The sequence below is a fragment of the Flavobacterium sp. 21.1 genome (assembly GCF_057801535.1).
This window is the reverse complement of the sequence record NZ_JBYNXA010000003.1, coordinates 112,816-133,017: the sequence shown is the minus strand read 5'-3', so window position 1 is coordinate 133,017 and position 20,202 is coordinate 112,816. Positions and strand designations below refer to the sequence as shown.

13 protein-coding genes and 1 tRNA gene are annotated in these 20,202 nt (G+C 38.6%); 6 read left to right on the top strand and 8 right to left on the bottom strand.

The window, feature by feature from the left end:
• Positions 1-230 precede the first annotated feature (230 nt).
• Entirely contained in the window at positions 231-743 is a 513-nt protein-coding gene (locus tag AC3E9U_RS07285; RefSeq protein WP_488746248.1) for a hypothetical protein, read from the top strand.
• 213 nt (positions 744-956) lie between these two features.
• Positions 957-1,319 (top strand): hypothetical protein, encoded by a 363-nt coding sequence (locus AC3E9U_RS07280; protein WP_488746247.1) that lies wholly within the window; start codon positions 957-959, stop codon positions 1,317-1,319.
• A gap of 262 nt (positions 1,320-1,581) precedes the next feature.
• On the opposite strand, the gene AC3E9U_RS07275 is transcribed toward AC3E9U_RS07280, so the two are convergent.
• The 5 genes from AC3E9U_RS07275 to AC3E9U_RS07255 form a co-directional block, all read right to left on the bottom strand.
• A complete protein-coding gene (locus AC3E9U_RS07275) occupies positions 1,582-3,861 on the bottom strand; it encodes a cation:proton antiporter (RefSeq protein ID WP_488746246.1) in 2,280 nt (759 codons plus the stop codon).
• Between the two features lie 24 nt (positions 3,862-3,885).
• Complete coding sequence (locus AC3E9U_RS07270) at positions 3,886-4,305, bottom strand: hypothetical protein (RefSeq protein ID WP_488746245.1); 420 nt, start codon at positions 4,303-4,305, stop codon at positions 3,886-3,888.
• Between the two features lie 112 nt (positions 4,306-4,417).
• Complete coding sequence (locus AC3E9U_RS07265; protein WP_488746244.1) at positions 4,418-5,137, bottom strand: LytR/AlgR family response regulator transcription factor; 720 nt, start codon at positions 5,135-5,137, stop codon at positions 4,418-4,420.
• A complete protein-coding gene (locus AC3E9U_RS07260; RefSeq protein WP_488746670.1) occupies positions 5,103-5,822 on the bottom strand; it encodes a sensor histidine kinase in 720 nt (239 codons plus the stop codon). The genes AC3E9U_RS07265 and AC3E9U_RS07260 overlap by 35 nt, the downstream gene beginning before the upstream one ends.
• 145 nt (positions 5,823-5,967) lie before the next feature.
• Positions 5,968-6,040 (bottom strand) — tRNA-Phe (locus AC3E9U_RS07255).
• A gap of 130 nt (positions 6,041-6,170) precedes the next feature.
• Between AC3E9U_RS07255 and AC3E9U_RS07250 the strand changes: the two genes are divergently transcribed.
• The 4 genes from AC3E9U_RS07250 (at position 6,171) to AC3E9U_RS07235 (ending at position 11,122) form a co-directional block, all read left to right on the top strand.
• A complete protein-coding gene (locus AC3E9U_RS07250) occupies positions 6,171-6,905 on the top strand; it encodes a type III pantothenate kinase (protein ID WP_488746243.1) in 735 nt (244 codons plus the stop codon).
• Complete coding sequence (gene bamG / locus AC3E9U_RS07245; protein WP_488746242.1) at positions 6,898-8,160, top strand: BamG family beta-barrel-assembly machinery protein; 1,263 nt, start codon at positions 6,898-6,900, stop codon at positions 8,158-8,160. Before AC3E9U_RS07250 ends, bamG begins: the two co-directional genes overlap by 8 nt.
• A gap of 13 nt (positions 8,161-8,173) precedes the next feature.
• Entirely contained in the window at positions 8,174-8,734 is a 561-nt protein-coding gene (lptC, locus tag AC3E9U_RS07240; protein WP_488746241.1) for an LPS export ABC transporter periplasmic protein LptC, read from the top strand.
• A gap of 285 nt (positions 8,735-9,019) precedes the next feature.
• Complete coding sequence (locus AC3E9U_RS07235) at positions 9,020-11,122, top strand: peptidylprolyl isomerase (RefSeq protein ID WP_488746240.1); 2,103 nt, start codon at positions 9,020-9,022, stop codon at positions 11,120-11,122.
• Positions 11,123-11,176: 54 nt separating this feature from the next.
• Here AC3E9U_RS07235 and AC3E9U_RS07230 read toward each other — a convergent pair whose 3' ends face one another.
• Genes AC3E9U_RS07230 through AC3E9U_RS07220 form a run of 3 tightly spaced genes read right to left on the bottom strand, consistent with a single transcriptional unit; the run spans position 11,177 to position 19,976 of the window.
• Entirely contained in the window at positions 11,177-12,091 is a 915-nt protein-coding gene (locus AC3E9U_RS07230; RefSeq protein WP_488746239.1) for a GYDIA family GHMP kinase, read from the bottom strand.
• A 7-nt stretch (positions 12,092-12,098) separates the two neighbouring features.
• Positions 12,099-13,415: a hydroxymethylglutaryl-CoA reductase, degradative gene (locus AC3E9U_RS07225; protein ID WP_488746238.1), complete on the bottom strand. Its 1,317-nt coding sequence runs from the start codon at positions 13,413-13,415 to the stop codon at positions 12,099-12,101.
• A gap of 54 nt (positions 13,416-13,469) precedes the next feature.
• On the bottom strand, positions 13,470-19,976 hold the full coding sequence (locus tag AC3E9U_RS07220; protein ID WP_488746237.1) for a PAS domain S-box protein: 6,507 nt from the start codon (positions 19,974-19,976) through the stop codon (positions 13,470-13,472).
• Between the last annotated feature and the right edge of the window lie 226 nt (positions 19,977-20,202).

The window sequence follows — 20,202 nt, the reverse complement described above, 5'->3', positions numbered from 1 at the left end:
TTGTAAACGAAAAGCTGAATCGATTTTTATGGTAAGTAATTGATATTGAGGAGGTGTGTTTTTTTAAACACGATTGTTGTTTCAAAATAATTTTTTTTCAATTTGAAACAGTTTTTTTGCTGAGAAATTAGGATGTTGAGGTTGAAGGATTTTTTTGCTTTAGAAAGCCTTCTAATTTTATGTAATGACATAACTTAGCTTTTTATTTGATATGTCTTAATTTATTCAAAATGACAAAAAAAAATAATTTTTCCCGTGTACTGATACTGCTGTTGCTTTTTTTGCATTTCAATTGTTCGCAAAAAAAGGAAAGCGGGAATGAGAAAGAACCTGAAGTAAAAGAAAAAGTGACGAGTGTTCCAAAAGACACCGTTGTCAAAGTTAAAAAGGTTCATCCCGGACAAGCAGTCAAAAATACTGCTCCTGATGCCAGCTGTGAACCATGTGTCAAAATTTTGGATAAGTTGGTCAAAACAAGTGATTTCAATACTTCTTTTAAAAGAAGGATAGGTTATGACTATTCAATTGTTATAAATGAAGCCACACAAGAGAAGGTGACAATTCAGATCGTTTTACTTAATGAAGATAAGAGTACCGTTCCTATGGGCTGGCTGGAATTAGATCTTGAAAACGGGAAATTATTTGATGTCACAAATGACCCGGAAGCGCCCCTATTGGTGAAATTTGATCAATCCTTACTAGATGAATTTAAAGCCAAGTGTATGCAGTGTTGTACGGACTAACGATACGGCATGTTGGGACTCTTGTCAAACTGGAGCCGGAGATGAATTCAAAACAACTGGTATGGAAAAAGCAGACAAAAATCATTAAAAATCATTTTAATTTTACTATTGGTTAGTATAATGGTAGGTTGTGATAGACGAGGTGATGCTTTTTTTGAGAAGGTTTTGGATAATTATATTGAACACAATAATTTGACAGATAAAAATTATTTAATGGTTAATACCAATAAATGGTCGGATTCAACAAGCGTAATTGTTTTGGAATATAGATTTAAAGACAGCGATAAAGTGAGTTTGCCAAAAACGTACTATAAAAGTTCTTATAAGAATATTGATATTTATTGTGTAAATACTTCTGGAGACTCGTTGCCGGTTCCGAATCGTTTGATTTTTGACAAACAAACGAATAAAAATACTGTTACTCATGGATTTCAAGCTTCCAATGAGTATTTTAACGAATTACAGTTTGAGTATTATCCAAAAAGTAAACAAATTTTGCATCTGATATCAGATAATTCAAACGGGTATTTTAAAAAGAAATTTATGGATGAAGGTCTGATGTATAAGCGGAGATAAGATCTAAGGCATTTTATACATAGGTACAAAACAATCCCGATAGCGCGGATTTGTAATCCGTGCTCCCAAAGCAGATAAAAAACTACAACCATAAAAGTTGTAGTTTTGTTTTTATAGCGAACAGCTGATTGAACTAAAATATAAACAATAAAAGCACGGATTGCAAATCCGCACTATCGGTGGTTGTACCGATTAGTAAAAAAACCTGCAAACCATTTCAAACAAAAAACCCTAACCGTACAGTTAGGGTTTTTTAGTAAACTTAATTTAAATTCTTATCAGAAATAATCAAAGTAGAAGGAATGTCCGATAACCAAAGGTTTTTCGATTCCACTTGTTTCTTCCAGCTTTCCAGGCTGATGATCATTAGATCCTGCAGCTGCAGAAAGTCTTTTTCAATCGCTTTCTGACTTTGAAGCGTAATGTGATTCGGCGCATTTTGTTCAATAGCGCGGATTCTTTCCTTGGTTTCCGCGTCGTTTTTGATCTGCCCGTTTGCATCCAGAATAATGACCTGAGCTCCCGAATTGTGAATCAGTTTCTGCGCATAAGCTATAAGAGAACTGTCACTGGGTTCAAAAATCGGAATGAAAATCCTCTCGGCTTTCGTATATTCTTTGTCAATCAAAACACCTACCGGAATGCTTGATTTGGTCAAAATGTTTTTGGTGCGGTCGTCAAAAGGCGAGGAATCGAACAGGTTTTCCTTTCCGGTCACCGTGTTCAGTAAAACTTCCGGATTAATGATTCGGGTCGTAAAACCAAGTACTTTTCCTAACAGTGTTCCTTCGTAAATCGACTGCCCTAAACCAATTAAAAGCAAATCGTAATCCCCTTTGTTGGCAACAGTCGAAATATCATTGTCAATATCGGTCGACGCTTTGTACAATGTGGTGATTTTTCGGTTTAAGGTTTCTGATTCTTCCACGATTTCCTTAAAGCTTTCCTTTTCGTATTGTCCGATATCATAATGATGCAGTTCGTCTAATGGCGAAAGGTGCATGGCAGTCAGTTCCGCATTGTTGTTTAATTTTTTGGTCAGGGAATTCGCCAGTTTGAAAAGCGATCTTCCCGATTCCGGATCCTTGAACGAGAATAAGATTTTGTATTTACTGTTCTCTTTCACTTCCTGAGGAATTTCTTCCGCTTTAGATTTGAATGCCCAATTGATCAGATCCAAAGCCGGTCCGGTCATGAAAGTGGTTATCAACGCCATGATCACCATCATCGAAAATACTTTTGGATCCAATACACCCAAATCGTAACCGATATTCAATACTACCAGTTCCATTAATCCCCGGGTGTTCATCAGGGCGCCGATGGACAAACTGTCTTTCCAGTTCTGACCCACAAATTTGGCAGCCAGCGTACTTCCGAAAAATTTCCCGGCTACGGCAACCAAAATGATCAATCCGGTTATTTTCCACAAGTAAGGATCGTTCAGTAAACCGATCTGCGTGCGTAAACCGGTAAATACGAAGAATAACGGCAATAATAGCACTAAGGCAACATCTTCAATCTTTTCAATGAACAAACTGCGGAATTTCACATTTTCAGGCATGATTGCCCCCGTCATGAAGGCTCCGAATAAGGCATGGATTCCAATAACTTCGGTAGCGTATGCTGAAATGATAAGCGTTAAAAAGAAGATAGCAACAATCGGTTTACTCATGCTTTCTTTCGAAGTATGCAAATCACCGATGCGTTTTAAAAACGGACGAACGACTTTTATCATAAGGAAAACGTAAGCCACAGCCATCAAAATGGTATAGAACGAACTAACAACCGAACCGGCTTTTGCGATCGCAATTACAGCGGCAAGTATACACCAGGCCGTGATATCATCGGCGGCGGCGCACGTGATTACAATGGTTCCGAGTTTTGTTTTGTTGATATTACGCTCCTGTACAATCCTCGCCAATACCGGAAAGGCGGTGATGCTCATGGCAATTCCCATAAACAGTCCGAAAGAAAGGAAACGAACGCCTTCCGGAGCAAACGAATCGTAAATGAAGTACGCCAGTCCCAATCCTAAGGCAAACGGGAAAATTATACTGGCATGGCTGATCACCACAGCGTCGTGCGCTTTATTTTTTAAGATTTTCAGATCGAGTTCCATTCCGACGATGAACATGAAAAGGATCAATCCGATCTGGCTCAGGAACTTCAGGTTACCTAAAGATGCTTCCGGGAAAAGGGTCGCTGAAAACTCAGGAAAATACATGCCGACTAACGATGGCCCTAATACGATTCCGGCAACCATCTCACCGATTACTGTAGGTTGTCCTATTTTGGTACAAACCCAGCCGAATAATTTAGCGGCCAATACAATGGTAACGATCTGAGCAAGCAAAATAGCTAACGGATGCTGCAGGTTGTGCATGAACGCTTCCGTAAAGCTGCTCCACTGGTCAGTTTGCGCCGGCATTTTAATGTTTTTGCCTAATTCCAGTTTGGTACCGAATTCGATGATCCAGTACATTAAGAAAGAAAAGAGGGTAATGATTCCGATGTAAAAAAAACTGTTCTTTAGTGTTTTCATGATCTTATTTATAGAGCGTTGCTTTTAACTTTTCAGACGGTAACCCACACCGATGCCAAGATTCCATTCCCCGTTAGATGTAGCTGTTTTTGTGTTGTAATAAAAGGGAAGCTGAATGGCGAACTTTTTGTAAATATAAGTCAAACCGCCGCCCAATGTTGGGGTAACCATGGAGTTCTTGGTAGTGCCGTGGTCTTCTTTAATGCGAAGGGAAGGCAGCATGCCAAGAATTAATTTGTGGTTGTTTTGGGTCCAGTTGATGTTGGGTCCGGTAAAATTCAGAAAGGCGCCGTCGTCCACATAACCGGCTACTATTACGCCGTCAAAAAAAGCGAATTTTGTTTTTGGTTCTTCCTTGGCAGGGGTATTCTGCGCTTGGTTTTGGGCCATCAGTCCTGAACTTTGAAAACCGATCAAAATCAGGAGTAACAAGTACAATCTCATAGGTAGTGTAGTTTAAATCCCTACAAAGTTGAGATTAATAATTCAGCTAAAAACCGGGTAGAAGTAAATGGAAACAAATATGTAATGAGTAGGGAAAAATAAGTAACGAAACTTACATCTTCACTTTCTGCAGGAATTCCGTACGATAGGTTTCGCTCAAAATCAGTTTCAGGTTTTGTCCCGACGGCAAATGAATGTTGGTGATGATCTCATCAAACGAAAACACCTGAACGCTTTTTAAGGCGATGATTTCCTTTTTATTGATTCGGACAAAATTGTTTTTTGGCAGTATGTTTATCAGTTTGTCAAACGAAATGTTTTTCAGGGTGATTTCGGAACCGTCAAAGAACTGGATGATTTTGTCACGACTGTCGATTTCGGCTACTTTTATGTAACAGACCTGATCGAAGAAAATAAGCGCTTTTCCTTTACTGGTGTTCAGCTGAATAAAATCTTTTGATTTTTTTGCCGTGTTGAGGCGTGTTCGCGCTTTGGCAATGGCCTGTTGCAAACGCTCCATTTTTACAGGCTTCCGAACGTAATCCACCGCGTCAATGTCGTAAGCTTCGGCAGCATATTCTTTATAGGCAGTGGTGAAAATAATAAGTTTGCCATGTAGCAGATTGGCTACCTGCAAACCATTCATCTCCGGCATTTCGATATCCATGATACACAGATCGAAATCCAAATTGGGTACTTCTCTCAAAAAAGTCTTCGGATTGTTAAAAGCTCTGACAATCTCGAGTTCCGGAATTTGTTCGCACAGCATTTTCAGATACGTAAGCCCGGGCAGCTCATCATCCAGTAGCAAGCATTTTATTTTTGTGTTCAAGTAAATCGATTTTTAAATGCGCAATATAAATATCGTCTTCGATAAATCGGTCAAGTTTATAATGGTCTTTGTATAAAATCTGCAAACGTCTTTCCAGTGTTTCGGATCCGATGCCGCCTTTTTCTTTTTTAATGGGTGATTTGGGTGAAATCTTATTTGAAACCGAAAGCAGAAAGGCATTGTTTTTAAATTCGAAAACTATCGAAATAAAAGAATCTTCTCCTTGTAAGTCGGCGTGTTTGAATGCGTTTTCAATTAAATCGATGGAAATTAACGGTGCTAAAAGCCTTTGTTCGTAAAGGGGTTCCGATTCGTCGATCTTGGTTTTTACTTTCAGTTCGAAAAGCGGACTTATTTTGATCTTGTTGATTTCAATCAGGTTAAGTGCAAACTCGATTTCTTCTTTTGGGCTGACATATTTGTTTTTGCTTTCGTATAAGATGTAATCCAATACATTGGCCAGTTTGTCCAATGCAAAATACGTTTGATAAGCGTGTGACTGAATGGAATTTAAAATATTCTTGAACAGATGCGGATTTAACCGTGACTCCAGATTTTCAAGTTGTATGGGATTGACTTGATTTTCCAATTGTTGGAGTTTTTCTTCGGAAATCTTTTTTTCTTTTTCCGCTTTTAATAATCGGATAAACAGATACACGAGGGCCGTTGCAAGTAGCAATACCATACCCCAAAGAATATAAGAAAGCTCAATTGTTATGTTGTTGTCGGAATTCACAAATGCATTGGTCTTAATTGTGAGGGTCAAAGATAGTGATAAACGATAAAAAACAAAAAACCCTTGAAATCGTATGAAGTCAAGGGTTTTTAAGTGGTGCCTCCAGGAATCGAACCAGGGACACATGGATTTTCAGTCCATTGCTCTACCAACTGAGCTAAGGCACCATTATGTCTGCTTTCGTTAAGCGTGTGTTGCTTGCTGATTGCGAGTGCAAATATAGAGTCATTTTTCATTTCTCCAAAACATTTTTTTAAAAAAATCAATTTGTATCTTTGTTTTCACAATCCAAAAAATATGCTTTTAGCCATAGATGTGGGGAATACCCGAATTAAAGTTGCTGTCTTTGAGAAACATACCATTTTGTTTCAGGATGTTTTTTTGAGAGAAGAGGCACAAAAAAAAATTGAAAATATTTTTAAAAAAAATCCTGAAATTACAGAATCGGTGCTTTCATCGGTCGGAAAACTTGATGTTGAGGTTGTAGATCTGCTAAAAAAACATTCGATTTTGAATGTGATTTCCTCTGAAAGCCATTTTCCTTTTCAAAATAATTATGAAACGCCGAAGACCTTAGGGGTCGACCGAATGGTTCTTGCTTCGGGCGCCACACTGGTGTATCCGAATCAAAATCGGCTGATCATCGACGCGGGTACATGCGTTACCTATGATTTTGTTACCGCAGACGATGTTTATTTGGGCGGTGCAATTTCGCCGGGGTTGCATCTGCGTTATGAGGCTTTGCATAATTATACGGCAAAATTACCGTTACTTGAATTGGAACAACCGGAGCATTATATCGGGAATTCCACCAAACAGGCGATACACTCGGGAGTGGTGAACGGAATTTTAAATGAAATCGACGGATTTGTAAATCAATACCTTCAACAGTATAAAGTTTTAACAGTAATTTTAACAGGAGGCGATGCTGATTTTTTGGCTAAAAACATAAAAAACACCATATTTGCCAATTCAAATTTTCTTTTGGAAAGTTTGAGCCATATACACCATTATAAAATCGAAAATGATTAATAAGATAATTTTAGGCATTAGTTTGCTTTTTTCTACTGCGCTTTTGGCTCAGGAAAGTGTTTCTTCGCCCAATTCATTTTACGGAATAGGAGATGCCAAGTTTAAAGGAACCAATGAGAACAGAGCCATGGGGAGTGTCGGAACAATTGTAGACAGTATCCACATCAACCTTCAAAATCCCGCGTCTTATTCTTTTTTGAAATACACTGCATTGACACTTGGGGCTACAAGTACGAAAACTACGTTTAAGACGGATTCCGAAAAAGAAACCGCAAACAGAACTTCCATAGATTATCTTGCCATCGGTTTACCTTTAGGTAAAGCTGCAGTTGGTTTCGGATTAGTGCCTTATACTTCCGTGGGGTATAATGTTAAGAGTATAGCGACAAATGATGCGGGGACAGAAACAAGAACCAAGACCTATCAGGGTGAAGGAGGACTTAATAAGGTTTTCCTTGGCGGAGCCTACAAAATAACACCGAAATTTAGTTTTGGTCTGGACCTTCAATATAATTTTGGAACTATTGAAACGACTTCAATTGTATTTATTACCGAACCGGAAGTTCCGCTAGGATCAAGAACGCGAAATAAAACGGTTTACAGCGGAGTTGGAGTGGTGACCGGATTGTATTATCAGACTAAATTGCAAAACAAAATGGAGTGGGCCAGTAGTTTAACCTACACGCCGCCAAGTAATTTGGATGCTGAAATTACAAGAAATGTGGCAACTGTGAGTTACGGTGTTTCAGGGACGGAATTTGTGAGTGAAAATCAGGATGTAGATGTGCCCGATGAAACAATTAAGACGCCTTCAAAGGTGTCTTTGGGAACAGCTTTCGGTAGAAGCAAAAAATGGTTTGTAGGGACGGAGCTGACATTTCAAGGTAAGAATGATTTAGGAAACCAGGGTAATTTGCCAAATGTGGGTTTAAAAAATTCGACGCGATTTGCATTAGGAGGTTATTATATTCCTAAATACAATTCGTTCAGGAATTATTTTGACCGAGTAGTATATCGTGCGGGATTCCGTTATGAAAATACTGGATTGGTTCTTAATGATAAAACAATAACAGATACAGCGTTTACCTTAGGGTTTGGGTTTCCGGTTGGGGCCAATGTTTCCAATATCAATATCGGTTTGGAATATGGAAAAAAAGGTACAACAAGCAACAGTCTGATCCAGGAGAACTATTTTTCTGTGAATGTAGGTTTGTCATTGAGCGACCGATGGTTTGTTAAACCGAAATACGACTAATCAAATTCTGCGCATGAAGAGGGATACTCTTAAAAACAACATAATCACTATGGTCACGGTATTAGCCGTGACTGTGTTTTTTTCGTGCGAAAGTAATTTTAAGGACGTGCGCCGAATCAATTCGGTTGCGTTTTCGCCTTCCGGAGAAGCTGACAATGTTGATTTGAAATATACGGATTCAGGAAAGATAAAAGCAATTCTGGTAAGTCCTAAAATGCTGGATTATTCCAATGCAAAATATCCGTTTACGGAGTTTCCGAAAGGGGTTCATGTGACGCTTTACGATGATCAGCAAAATAAGAGTTATGTAGATGCGGATTATGCCATTACCTATGCCAGAACGGATATTATCGATCTGCAGGGCAATGTACGCATTACCTCCCATGACGGTAAACTACTTCAAACGGAGCAGTTGTATTATGATCAGAAAAATGAATGGTTTTTTACCGAAAAACAATTTAAATATACCGATGAGGCCGGTGGATACCTGGAAGGTCCCGGAGTGGATTTCAGCAGGGATTTCAAAGTCTTTAACATGCAGAACAGTAGAGGAGAAGTAACTAAATTAGAATAGAAATGAAAATTTTACACTACATACATTATATATATCTTTTTATGGCAGCCCTGTTTATTTACGACGGGATACTGAGATTGCAGAACAACGAAAATGCAATATTGAGTTTTCTTTTTGCAGCGGCAGCCGTATTCATGTTTTTCTTTAGAAGACGTTTTTCGCAAAAAATTAAAAATAACAACAAATAATTCGGAATTAGGGGCTAAAAAAATTTGCATACTATTTTATTATTTAATAGATAATTGTATTTTCGCCCACTGAATAAAAAATTTAACTAAATAAGAAATGGCAGTTTTATCAAAAATTAGACAACGTTCAATCTTGCTTATCGGAGTGATTGGATTTTGTTTATTGGCATTTGTGGTTGGTGATGTTATCCAAAACGGAGGCTTTAATCAAACCTCAAGAAACGTAGGGAGCGTAAACGGAGAGGATATTTCGGCTCAGGAATTTTTACAGAAAGTTTCCATGGCAGAGAAAAACGGCCAGGGAATCAGCAATACTCAGGCAGCGAATGGTGTTTGGGAGCAGGAAGTAAAAAGAATCCTTTTAGAAGGTGAATACGAAAAGTTAGGTTTGAAAATTGGAAAAGACCAATTGTTAAACGTAATGAAGCAAAATCCAAACTTTGCGCAAAATCCTCAGTTTTTAAATTCTGCCGGAGTTTTTGACGTTAATAAATTCAACGAATATTTAGCAACAATTAAAAGTTCTCAGCCAGAGCAATGGAATGCTTGGTTGGATTTTGAAAAGCAAGTTGAGCAAATGGCTACTGAGCAGATGTACACTACTATGGTGAAATCTGGTTTGGTAACAACAAAACTTGAGGCTAAAGCGGCTTACGCTGTTGAAAACGATAAAGTTGATTTTGATTATGTGACTGTGGCTTATTCTACGATCAAAGACGATCAGGTAAAAGTTTCTGATTCTGAAATCATGGACTACATGAAAAAGAACGAGAAGAAATACAAATCTGAAAATTCAAGAGATATCGAGTTCGTTTTCATCGAAAACAAACCTTCTGCAGCTGATGAAGCTGAAATGAAAACTACCATCAACGGGTTATTGTCAGGAAGAGTAGTTTATAATGACAAAACCGGTAAAAATGATACTTTGCCTGGATTTAAAGCAGCAGTTAATGCGGAAGAATTCGTAAACGCGAATTCAGATGTTAAATTTGATTCTACTTACGTTGCTAAAAAAGACTTGCCATTAGAAAACCAAGAGCAGTTATTTAACTTGCCTACTGGTGAAGTTTTCGGACCTTACTTGTACAACGGTTACTACTGTTTGTCTAAAATGTTAGGAAGACAGGCTGGATCTTCAGCTAAAGTTAGTCATATCTTACTTTCTTATGAAGGAAGCAAAGCACCGGCAGCTGTAAAGCGCACAAAAGAAGAAGCTAAAGCTAAAGCTGATGAATTATTGGCTCAAGTAAAAGCTAATCCTGCAAGTTTCCCAATGTTGGCTATGATCAACACGGATGATACAGGTTCTAAACAAAACGGTGGATCTTATGACAATGTTACTAAAGGTCAAATGGTAAAACCGTTTAACGATTTCTTATTCAACAATCCGGTTGGAGCAATGGGAATCGTTGAGACAGAATTCGGATACCATGTAATTAAAGTAGATGCTAAATACGATGCAGTTCGTTTAGCTACAGTTGCCTTAAAAGTTGAGCCATCTGAAACTACAGCGGATCAGATCTATACAACAGCTACTAAATTCGAAGCTGATGCTAACGAAAAAGATTTCGAAACCGTGGCTAAAGAGGCTAAGTTAAAAGTTACTCCTGCAACTGTAAGAGGTATCGATGAATATCTTCCGGAAGTTGGAGCTCAAAGAGCTGTTATTTCATGGGCTTTCGGTAAAGACACTAAAGAAGGTGCTGTTAAGAAATTTGACAACATGCAAGGGCACATCATTGCCAGAGTTAAAGCTAAAAATGAAACAGGACTTATGTCTGTTGAACAAGCCAGAACTGCAGTAGAGCCTATCTTGAGAAATAAGAAGAAAGCTGAGTTGATCAAAGCTAAAATGGCAGGTGCTACTTTAGAAGCTGTTGCTCAAAAGTCAGGCGCAAGTGTTTTAAATGCGACTGGTTTATCACTTACAAATGCTGCTATTCCAAACGTTGGTTACGAGCCTAAAGTTGTAGGTAAAGCATTTGGATTAGGTGCAGGTAAGACTTCAAAATTGATTGACGGTGAAATGGGAGTTTACATGATCAGAACTAAAGCGGTTGCAAAAGCACCGGCTTTACCTAATTATACTGCTTATGTGACTAAACTTAAATCACAAAATCAAGGGTCAGCTTCAGGAAGAGTTGTAATGGCTCTTAAGAATGCTGCTAAAATCGAAGATAACAGAGTAGAATTCCAATAGGAATTTAACTCCAGAATCCATAAAAAAAACGCTCCGTTTAACGGAGCGTTTTTTTTATTTTATCATGTCCTTATAAGGGACGACAATGGGATAACCTCTGGTTTTAAAATACGGTGCAGGATTACCGTCGGAAACGGCCAGTACAAAATCGCCTCCCCATGCGCCTAAACTTTTTACGGTGCCCGGAAAGTCAGGAAAAAAAACTTCTTTTACCGTTTGCATCTCCAGAACATGCGACATAACGACTTCATGGAAGTTAAGCGCTTCTGAAAACGTGATGAGATTACCGGTGTTCAGAATGATGTTTGTAATGGCATTGATCTTTTCAATGGTTTCGGTAATATTCTGTTGCTTTTTGTAATAAGCCGCTATCGCCTCTTTACTGTTCTGTTTCTGATTGAGGTATACGAAGTAAAGGTGTTCCGCGAAACTTGGCTTGAAAGCAACCTGTTCAATTATTGGGGTTTCATTTTCCAGATGGTACAAGAGTGGAAAATCATTTTGTGCGCAGGCAATATCATAACCGCTTCCTCCAAAACTTTTTCGCAGCAGTTCAAATGCATCAATTTCGAGCCACTGCGCAATGTTGTTGATCAGTGTTGATGAAGTTCCTAATCCCCAGAATCTTGGGAATGTTAATTCGGTAGTGATAACGTAACCTTCAGCATTGTTTATAAAATCGCTGTTTTGAATATAGGCTTGGTGTAAAATTTCAACAAGTGTATTCTTTATGCCTTGCGTGGGATCAAAGTGGTTTTTGTCTGTGATGTCTGAAAAAAGAATCGTGTCTTCAAACCATACAGAACCATCCGAATCGTAACTCTTCCATGAAAATGAACGATCTTTTCCAGGACGAATGCGAAGAAACTGACCAAATTTTGTAGGCAGCGCCAAAGCTCTTGCCCCGTCAAGCACTACATATTCGCCTGTCAGTAAAAGTTTGCCGTTGCTGTAAAATGTTGTTTCCAAAGTTCTTTTATTTTCGGATTTCTTCAAGATAAGCCACCACTGCCGAGTGAGAAACGGTATGGTGCTCAAAATGTTTTGATACTAATTTTCTTTCGCTCTCATTGGCATTGAACTGATTCAAAATGTTCATGAGGTGCATTTTCATATGTCCTTGCTGGATACCTGTCGTAGTTAAGGAACGTAGTGCAGCAAAATTCTGCGCAAGACCTGCTACGGCTACGATCTGCATTAATTCATGGGCGGATGGATTTTCCAACATCTCCATCGACATTTTTACCAGCGGATGTAAATTTGTAAGTCCGCCAATAGTTCCCAGCGCTAACGGGATTTCCATCCAAAAGGTGAAAACACCGTTTTCTACTTTGGCATGGGAAAGGCTAGAATAACGGCCGTTTCGGGAAGCATAGGCATGTATTCCCGCTTCCACAGCCCTGAAGTCGTTGCCGGTCGCCAAAACCACTGCGTCAATGCCGTTCATGATACCTTTGTTATGGGTAACCGCTCTGAAAGGCTCTACTTCAGCAATTTGGACCGCACGGATAAATTTTTCAGCAAATTCTTCCTGCGAAATATGTTTGTCTTCTTTTAGTTCTGAAACAAGGCAGGAAACTTCAGCCCTAACGATACAGTTCGGGACATAGTTAGATAAAATGCTCATCACGATCTGAATGTTTTTTTCTTCCTCAGACAGTAAAGTGCTTTTCTGCGCTTGTTCTTTTAATGTTTTTGCAAATTGCTCCAGACAGGAATTAATGAAATTCGCGCCCATACTGTCTTTGGTTTCAAAAGTAGCATGCAACTGGTAATAGTTTGCTAAATCACCGGTTTTGTCGCGTAGCTCAATATTCAGGATGCCGCCGCCCCGTTTCTGCATGTTATTAGTAAGGCTCTCTGTTTCGCTGAAGAACTTCGGTTTGATTTCGTTTATAAACTGATTTAGTTTTTCCTTATTTCCAGCGTAAATAAAATGTACCTGCCCAATTTTTTCTGAGTTGATCACAGTGGCTTTGAAACCACCTCGATGTGACCAGAATTTTGCGGCTTTAGAAGCGGCAGCCACAACTGAACTCTCTTCAATAGCCATCGGAATCGTGTAGTTTTTTCCGTTGATTAAAAAATTCGGCGCTACCCCCAGAGGCAGATAAAAATTGGTAATCGTATTTTCAATGAATTCATCATGCAGTTTTTGCAGATCGGGATCGGCGTTCCAATATTTCTTTATGGTTGTTACAGCCTGATCCGGATTTGAAAAGTGCGTATTTGCAATCCAGTTTATTTTTTCGTCTTTCGATAATTTCGAAAATCCGCTTACCGCTTTAGTCATTTTATTTTTGTTGTATACATTTGACTGCAAAGATACATTTTCGGAATTTATAATTTAGCTTTTCAATTTTTTCGTACCCCTGATAAGTGCTTGTTCCAATACCTTTTTTTCAATCGGTTTGGTAACATAATCATTCATTCCTATGGATTTTGACAGTTCCTTTTCCCCTTCAATAATTCCGGCGGTCAGCGCAATGATAATGCAATCGTTGTCTTTTTTCCTGATTTCCTGTGTGGCTTCATATCCGTTCATTAAAGGCATTTGAATATCCATTAAGATGATTTCCGGATGATAGAGTTCGAACTGTTCCACTGCTTCTATTCCGTTTACGGCTTCATAAATGATGGCATTCGGTATTATTTTCTGTATCAGCGTTTTCGACAGAAGCATGTTGATCTTGTTATCTTCGACGATCAGTACTTTATAAATCTCCTCTATGATAACCGCCTTAGTGTCTTTTTCTTCTTGAATTAATTTTTCATCTGTTGCCAAATTGTTGATTTCGTTCAGGACATGCTGCAATACATGTATTTTTACCGGTTTTACAATTGGTTTTACGTTTGTTTTTACCGGAAGTACAATTTCTGTGGCATTGGAATTCTGCATCAGGATTATAGGTTTGTCGAATTTGGAAAGTTCCTGCAGCCCTTCTTTACCTATCAGTTCATAATCCGCAAAAAACAGATCGACTTCCGATAAATACTTGTATGCATTCTGGTAGTTTTTATTGACAAGTACTTCAATTGAATAATGGTTCAGCATTCGGCTAATGACATGTACATTGTTTTCATTGTTGTCAATCAGTAAAACCTTGCTTATTTTGTTGTTTTCCAATTCTTTCAGACTTCCGCATGGTTTTGCATTAACATCCAGATCAAAGAAGAACACCGTTCCGCCGCCCGGTCGGTCTTCAATTTTAAGTCCACTGTTCATCAATCGCAATAAACTCTCTGAGATTGGAATTCCAAGTCCTGTTCCACCATATTTTCTGGTGGTGGAATTATCCTCCTGCGAAAATGCTTCGAATATTTTTTTCTTGTTTTCCGGACGTATTCCGATACCCGTATCTTTCACCATGAATTTCATCCTTGTCCGTTCATCTTCTAAGGTCTCATACTTGATTTCCAGCTCTATTTCACCTTCCTGCGTGAATTTGATCGCATTGGACAATAAGTTGATGAGGATTTGTTTTAACCTGATTTCGTCAATCCAGATTAGACATGGCATGTTTTCATCGATATTGATGATCAGATCCAGTTTTTTCTCGTGGGCCGAATATTTTACCATATCGATGATCTGGTTGATGAGATCATGTAAATTGGTTTTTGTAATATAAAGTTCAAGTTTTCCGGCTTCGATTTTAGACAGATCCAGAATGTCGTTCACGATTTCCAGCAAGGCATCGGCAGATTGATTGACCGTTACCATGTATTGTTTCTGTACGGAATTTAGGTCGGATTTCAATAGCAGATTACTAAATCCGATAATTCCGTTCAGCGGAGTACGAATTTCGTGACTCATGTTGGCCAGGAATTGGGTCTTGGCTTTATTGGCTGCCTGTGCAATTTCTTTCTCCTTGATGGCATCCTGCATTTTTCGGCGTTCGGTGGTTTCGATGATAACCCCTTCCAAATACGAAATCTCACCTTCACCGGCTACCGCTTCTCCGTATTCCTCTATCCAGACTACTTCTCCGTTTTTCTTAATAAGTCGGCATGAAATATGGAAAGGAACGCCTTCTTTTATAGCTTTATCGATGTCGAAACGAACCTGTTTTCTTTCATCCGGATGATATAAGTCATAGATGTCAATGTCACCTTCGAAAAATTCCTCTTTGGAATAGCCTGTCAGTTTTTCAATTTCATCGTTCAAGAAAATTTTGGTTCTTTCCGCGTTGTATTTGACAAGATATACTGTTGCCGGAATGTTATTGGCCAGCAATCGGAATTTTTCCTCGCTTTCTTTTATGGCTTTTTCGTTGTTGATTCGTTCAATGGTAGACGCAAAATTATTGGTGAATGTCTGAAGGATATTGATTTCATCCACTGACCATTCTCTTTCTTTACTGCAATCATCAAAACCGATAAAACCATAAAATGTGTTTTTAATGAACAGCGGAAGGATCAGGAAAGATTTTATATTGAAATCCTCCAGAAATTTTCTGATTTCCGGATCCTCGATACTACTTACCGTTTTTTGATAAGGTTTGTTCTCGAGAAGCTGAGCAGCAAATTGAGGGTAATCCGAAAGTGGGAAATTCTGAAATTTAGAACTGTCAATTTTGTCGAATTTTTCATCTCGTACCCACTGGAGACGCTGGCTTATGTTATTGGTCTTCGTATCATTCTCAAAATAATACATGCGGTCGGACTTAGTAGCTTCACCGATATAGCCCATGGCTTCTTCAAAAATTTCGTTTAGACTATTGCTTTTCAATAATTTTTCGGTTGTTTTCGAAATGGACGATAAAACCTCACTTTTGTATACGATCAGTTCTTCTGCACTTTTTCTTTTCAGGGTCTCTATGGCTAACGCAATTACGTCGGAAACAGTTCTGGCAAAATTAATTTCATCGCTGGTCCAGTTTCTGGCTTCTCCTGTATTTTCATAGCAGGTAACTCCTTTTAATTTTCCTGAAACGTAAATAGGGAAATCGAGTAGAGATCTGATGCCGTTAGTTTTAAAATAGTTGTCCTTAAATTCAAGTGTTTCCGGACTGGAATCAACATCGGAAGACACGATGAAAGGTTTGGTCTCGATAGCGTTAAAATAAACAGGGAAGTCGGCTTTTTTCATAGAAGCGTTATTGGAAAAATAGTCGCCGTCCTTTTCATAAAGGCAAAACAGTTCAATGCCTTCTTCGGTTTTATTCCATAAACTGACCCTGCTTATGTCGAGTGCTAATGCGGCCTCTTTGATGATATGTCCGATAAGGCTTTCCTGGTTTGGATAAGTCAGGAAGTTTAAGGTGGAAAGTTGATTCAGCGTCAGGTTTAGGAAATGGTTTTTTTTCTGACGCAGACCTTCTTCCAGTTCAATTTTTTTCAGTTTGGTGATGTCCCTTACAATCGCGGAGTAGCCGATTATTTTTCCGTTTTCATTTTTTTTGATGGTTACTTTCTGTGAAACCCACATTTCGTCACCATCGCTTTTTAAAATTGGAAATTCAATGATATCGAAATCAGTTTGGTTCTCACTTTGTTTGATGTAGAAATCTTCAATTTTCTTGGCGTGTTCCGGTTTGATAAGGGTTGAAAAATGTTTTCCGATAAAGTAGTCCATCGGATATCCCAAGGATTTTTCGGCAAATTGATTTACAAAAGTGAAATAGCCCTTTTTATCCACCTCGAAGATGATATCGGAAGCAAACTGAACGAGATTTCGGTATTGTTCCTCCACAATTATTTTACCGGTGATGTCCTGTCCGTTGGCCACAAAAAGATTGTCACTGTACTTTTGGTCGGTCCATTGTATGTATTTGTAGTCGCCGTTTTTACATCTGAGTTTTCGCGTGTAAATGGAATCCGGGACATAAATGTCGTTGTAATCAATGTCCTGGAATTCTGTGTCCTGAGTTAATTTCCAGAAGTTTTCGCCCATAACTTCTTCAGGAGTATATCCTAAGATTTTTTGGATTGATTTTCCGCAGAATGTTAATCTTCCTTTTCGGTCGGTCGCAATGGTTAAGGAATTTGAATTGTTGATGATGCTGTTAGAGAACAATACCTTATCATTATTGTTTAAAATCGATATGCGTCGGGCATAATTAATAACCAAAACAATAAAGGACGTATTGATGAGGGTAATGATCTGCTCGGTTTCCGAAGGAATGTTGAAAAGTAAAATCAACAGCGATGCCAGCAATGCCACAACAAAAACAACATAATGTCTCACATTTTTAAAAGCACTATAGGAGAAAAACAGGATAAGTAGGAATTCCGTATACGTGATTTTATCAAAGGGTTGTGTGGCAATTTTCGAAACAACATGAACCGCATAACTCACCAAGATCACAATAAAAATGGTTCTAAGGTATTTGTTGAGGGCGTTAGATCGTTTGGAAAAAAGATATAGGGAAATAAACGACATTCCGATAATGAGGTTGACCAGTAACTCCGAATTGGCTCGTTTTATGAAATAGAGATTGATGACTTCGGTGATTGGGAAAATGATTCCTAAAAAGAAAAAGAAGGTCTGTATTTCTCTGTTGTCATCATCCGTTTCGGATAAATTCTTAATGAAATCTTTATTATAAGTGGAAGCACGGTCAAAAATCAACTTCAAAAACAACCCGATAAAACAGAAAATAGGCAGTAGGAACCACCATTTAAAGTAGTACGGTGTGTCAATTTTGAAAGCATATTTTGCAGCAGGGCTTTTTACGTTTCCGAGTTTATCAACTAATCGGACCTGAAAGGTATAATCACCGTATTTTAAATTGGAGTAGGTCACTTCAGTCGATTCGGACGGTGGCGACCAATTTTCATCGGCTCCTTTTAAGAGGAACGAATAAAGGGTTTCTCCGTCTGCAGCAAAATTAAGTACACCAAAACTGAAAGTAAGCTGGTTTTCCTGGGGATTAAAAACATAACCCTGTCTGGGAATATTGAACCAGTAATCGTCTGAAGCTTCCGGGGTGTTCCAATCTTTTGATTGCTTGAAGACATCGATATTGGTGATCATCAATATCGGATCGGACTTTCTTTTTGGCGTGTAATTGGTCAGGTAGATGTAAAGCCCGTTAGCGGTTCCGAAAAATAGATTTCCGTCCTGATCTTTAGTTTGTGCTCTCGCATTAGTTTCCAATCCACTGAATCCATTGTCTGAATTGTAGTTCAGAATGTTCTTTAGTAATCCGTTTTCGTCTACCGTGATCTTTGAGATTCCAAGATTATGTCCGAGATAGATAGCTGATTTTTTATCAGCTGAAAGCGTAAAGATAAAGGTGGATGCAAGACCATTTTTTTTATTGTATCTTTTTATTAGCTTTTTGTTGATGTAATAAAGTCCGTCACCGGTAGCGAACCAGAAATTGCCGTAGCTGTCTGTACAGGAGGTGTTTATCGTTGCATCAATGACTTTGACAGTGGAAAAAATATTCGTGCCGGTTTCTGAAAGTTTGTATAGCCCCGAATTTGTGCCAATGTACCATTGCTTGTCGTTTATCCGCTCTATGGTGGTAACATTGTGACCTTCGAATTCGTTAAAGGTTTTTATAAACTTTTCGTTCTCGTCTAAAAGTACTAGTCCTTTTGAATAGCCTATGAAGTAGCGCTTTTGACTGTCCTGAAAAAAGAACCGCACTGATTTTTCTTCAGGAAGTTTACTGTTTACGGATAACGGAATGAGTTGGCGGTTTTTGATTTTGAATAGGCCTTCACGCGCTCCTACGAACACTTCCTTCTTGTGATTTTCAAAAAGAGCCGTCACCCGTTCCAGGTTTGGGTATTTTTGCTTTAACTGCAGATCGCCGTTTGCATTGGATTCAAAATAAAATAAACCGTCATTAACCGTTCCGGTATAAATCCCTTTTTCAGTGGTTACGATGGAAAATATGTAAGGCGTGTTAAGTTCAGGGATATTATTATAACTGTAGAAGCTCTGGGAGCGTGTTCGGTACAGTCCATTCCCGTAGGTGCCTAAATAAAGCTGTCCGTTTTTGTCCTGAAACATGCACAGAACATTTTCACCGGTGAACCCATTGGCACTATTGATGAAACTGAGGTTGTTGGTCTTGTACATCGCCAGCCCCTGCTTTTTGTTTCCGGCCATCCAGACAAACCCACTTCTTCCGTGAAGCATCTTTTTGATGAAAAACGGTTCTTTGTTGGGCAGCACAATTTTGGTTTCCAGATGAGCATTGCAGTCTGTCGCTGTGGGACATACAAGCCGCCATACTTCGCCTTTGTAGTTACCGATCAGTGCTTCATCTTTAGTAATGGATACAATGGAAGTGTACCCTGAAAACTGGCCCGGACTGAATTTGGTGACCGTATTTTCTTCAATTTTCAAAAGACCTTCATCGGTCCCCACATACAGGCAGGAACGACTGTCCGAAAAGACTGAGTTTACATTGGTTGTTTTATCGAATTTGGCAAAAGGTATGACTGTATAGTCTTTTTTTAAAAGGAAGACCCCTTGGTCCGTAAAGCAGTAGACGCCGTTTTCGGTTGCGAAAAGACGCTGTACATAATCCCCTTTTATTGGAGAATTACGACCGTTGAGATCTTTAATGAAATCTTTTCCATTATAAACTAATAAGCCGCTGTATTTTGTTGCAATAACGATATTTCCATTACTGTCTTCCGCTAAATCGGTTACGAAAAATCCTTCAGTTTTGTTGGATTTGTCAATAATTGTAAAATTTTTGCCATCATAACGAACCAAACCGGCGCCGTCTGTCCCAATCCAAATCAGGTTGCGACTGTCCTGAATTACAGAAAAAATCGTAGACGAAGGCAGGCCGTTTTTTTGATTAAGTATTTCATAATCAAAAACTTGCCCAAAGGAAAGTTGGAGGGTAAACAGAAGAAAAATGCAAAACGCCGCTTTTTTAATCATAATCCCAAATAAGGTTTGTGGTTCGAAGGTTTAATTTAAGAATAAAATGATTAAGTTAGGATAAATCCTGTTTCTAATTTTCTGATAGGATTTTTTTGTCGATGAAACGTTAAAATAATCGGTTAACAACAAAGGGCTAAAAAGTGTTATTTTTTCCTTTTAACAAAATAAATTGTACTCAATTGACAAATTTTCACTAAAATTGGGAGTTTTTTTACCATCAAAT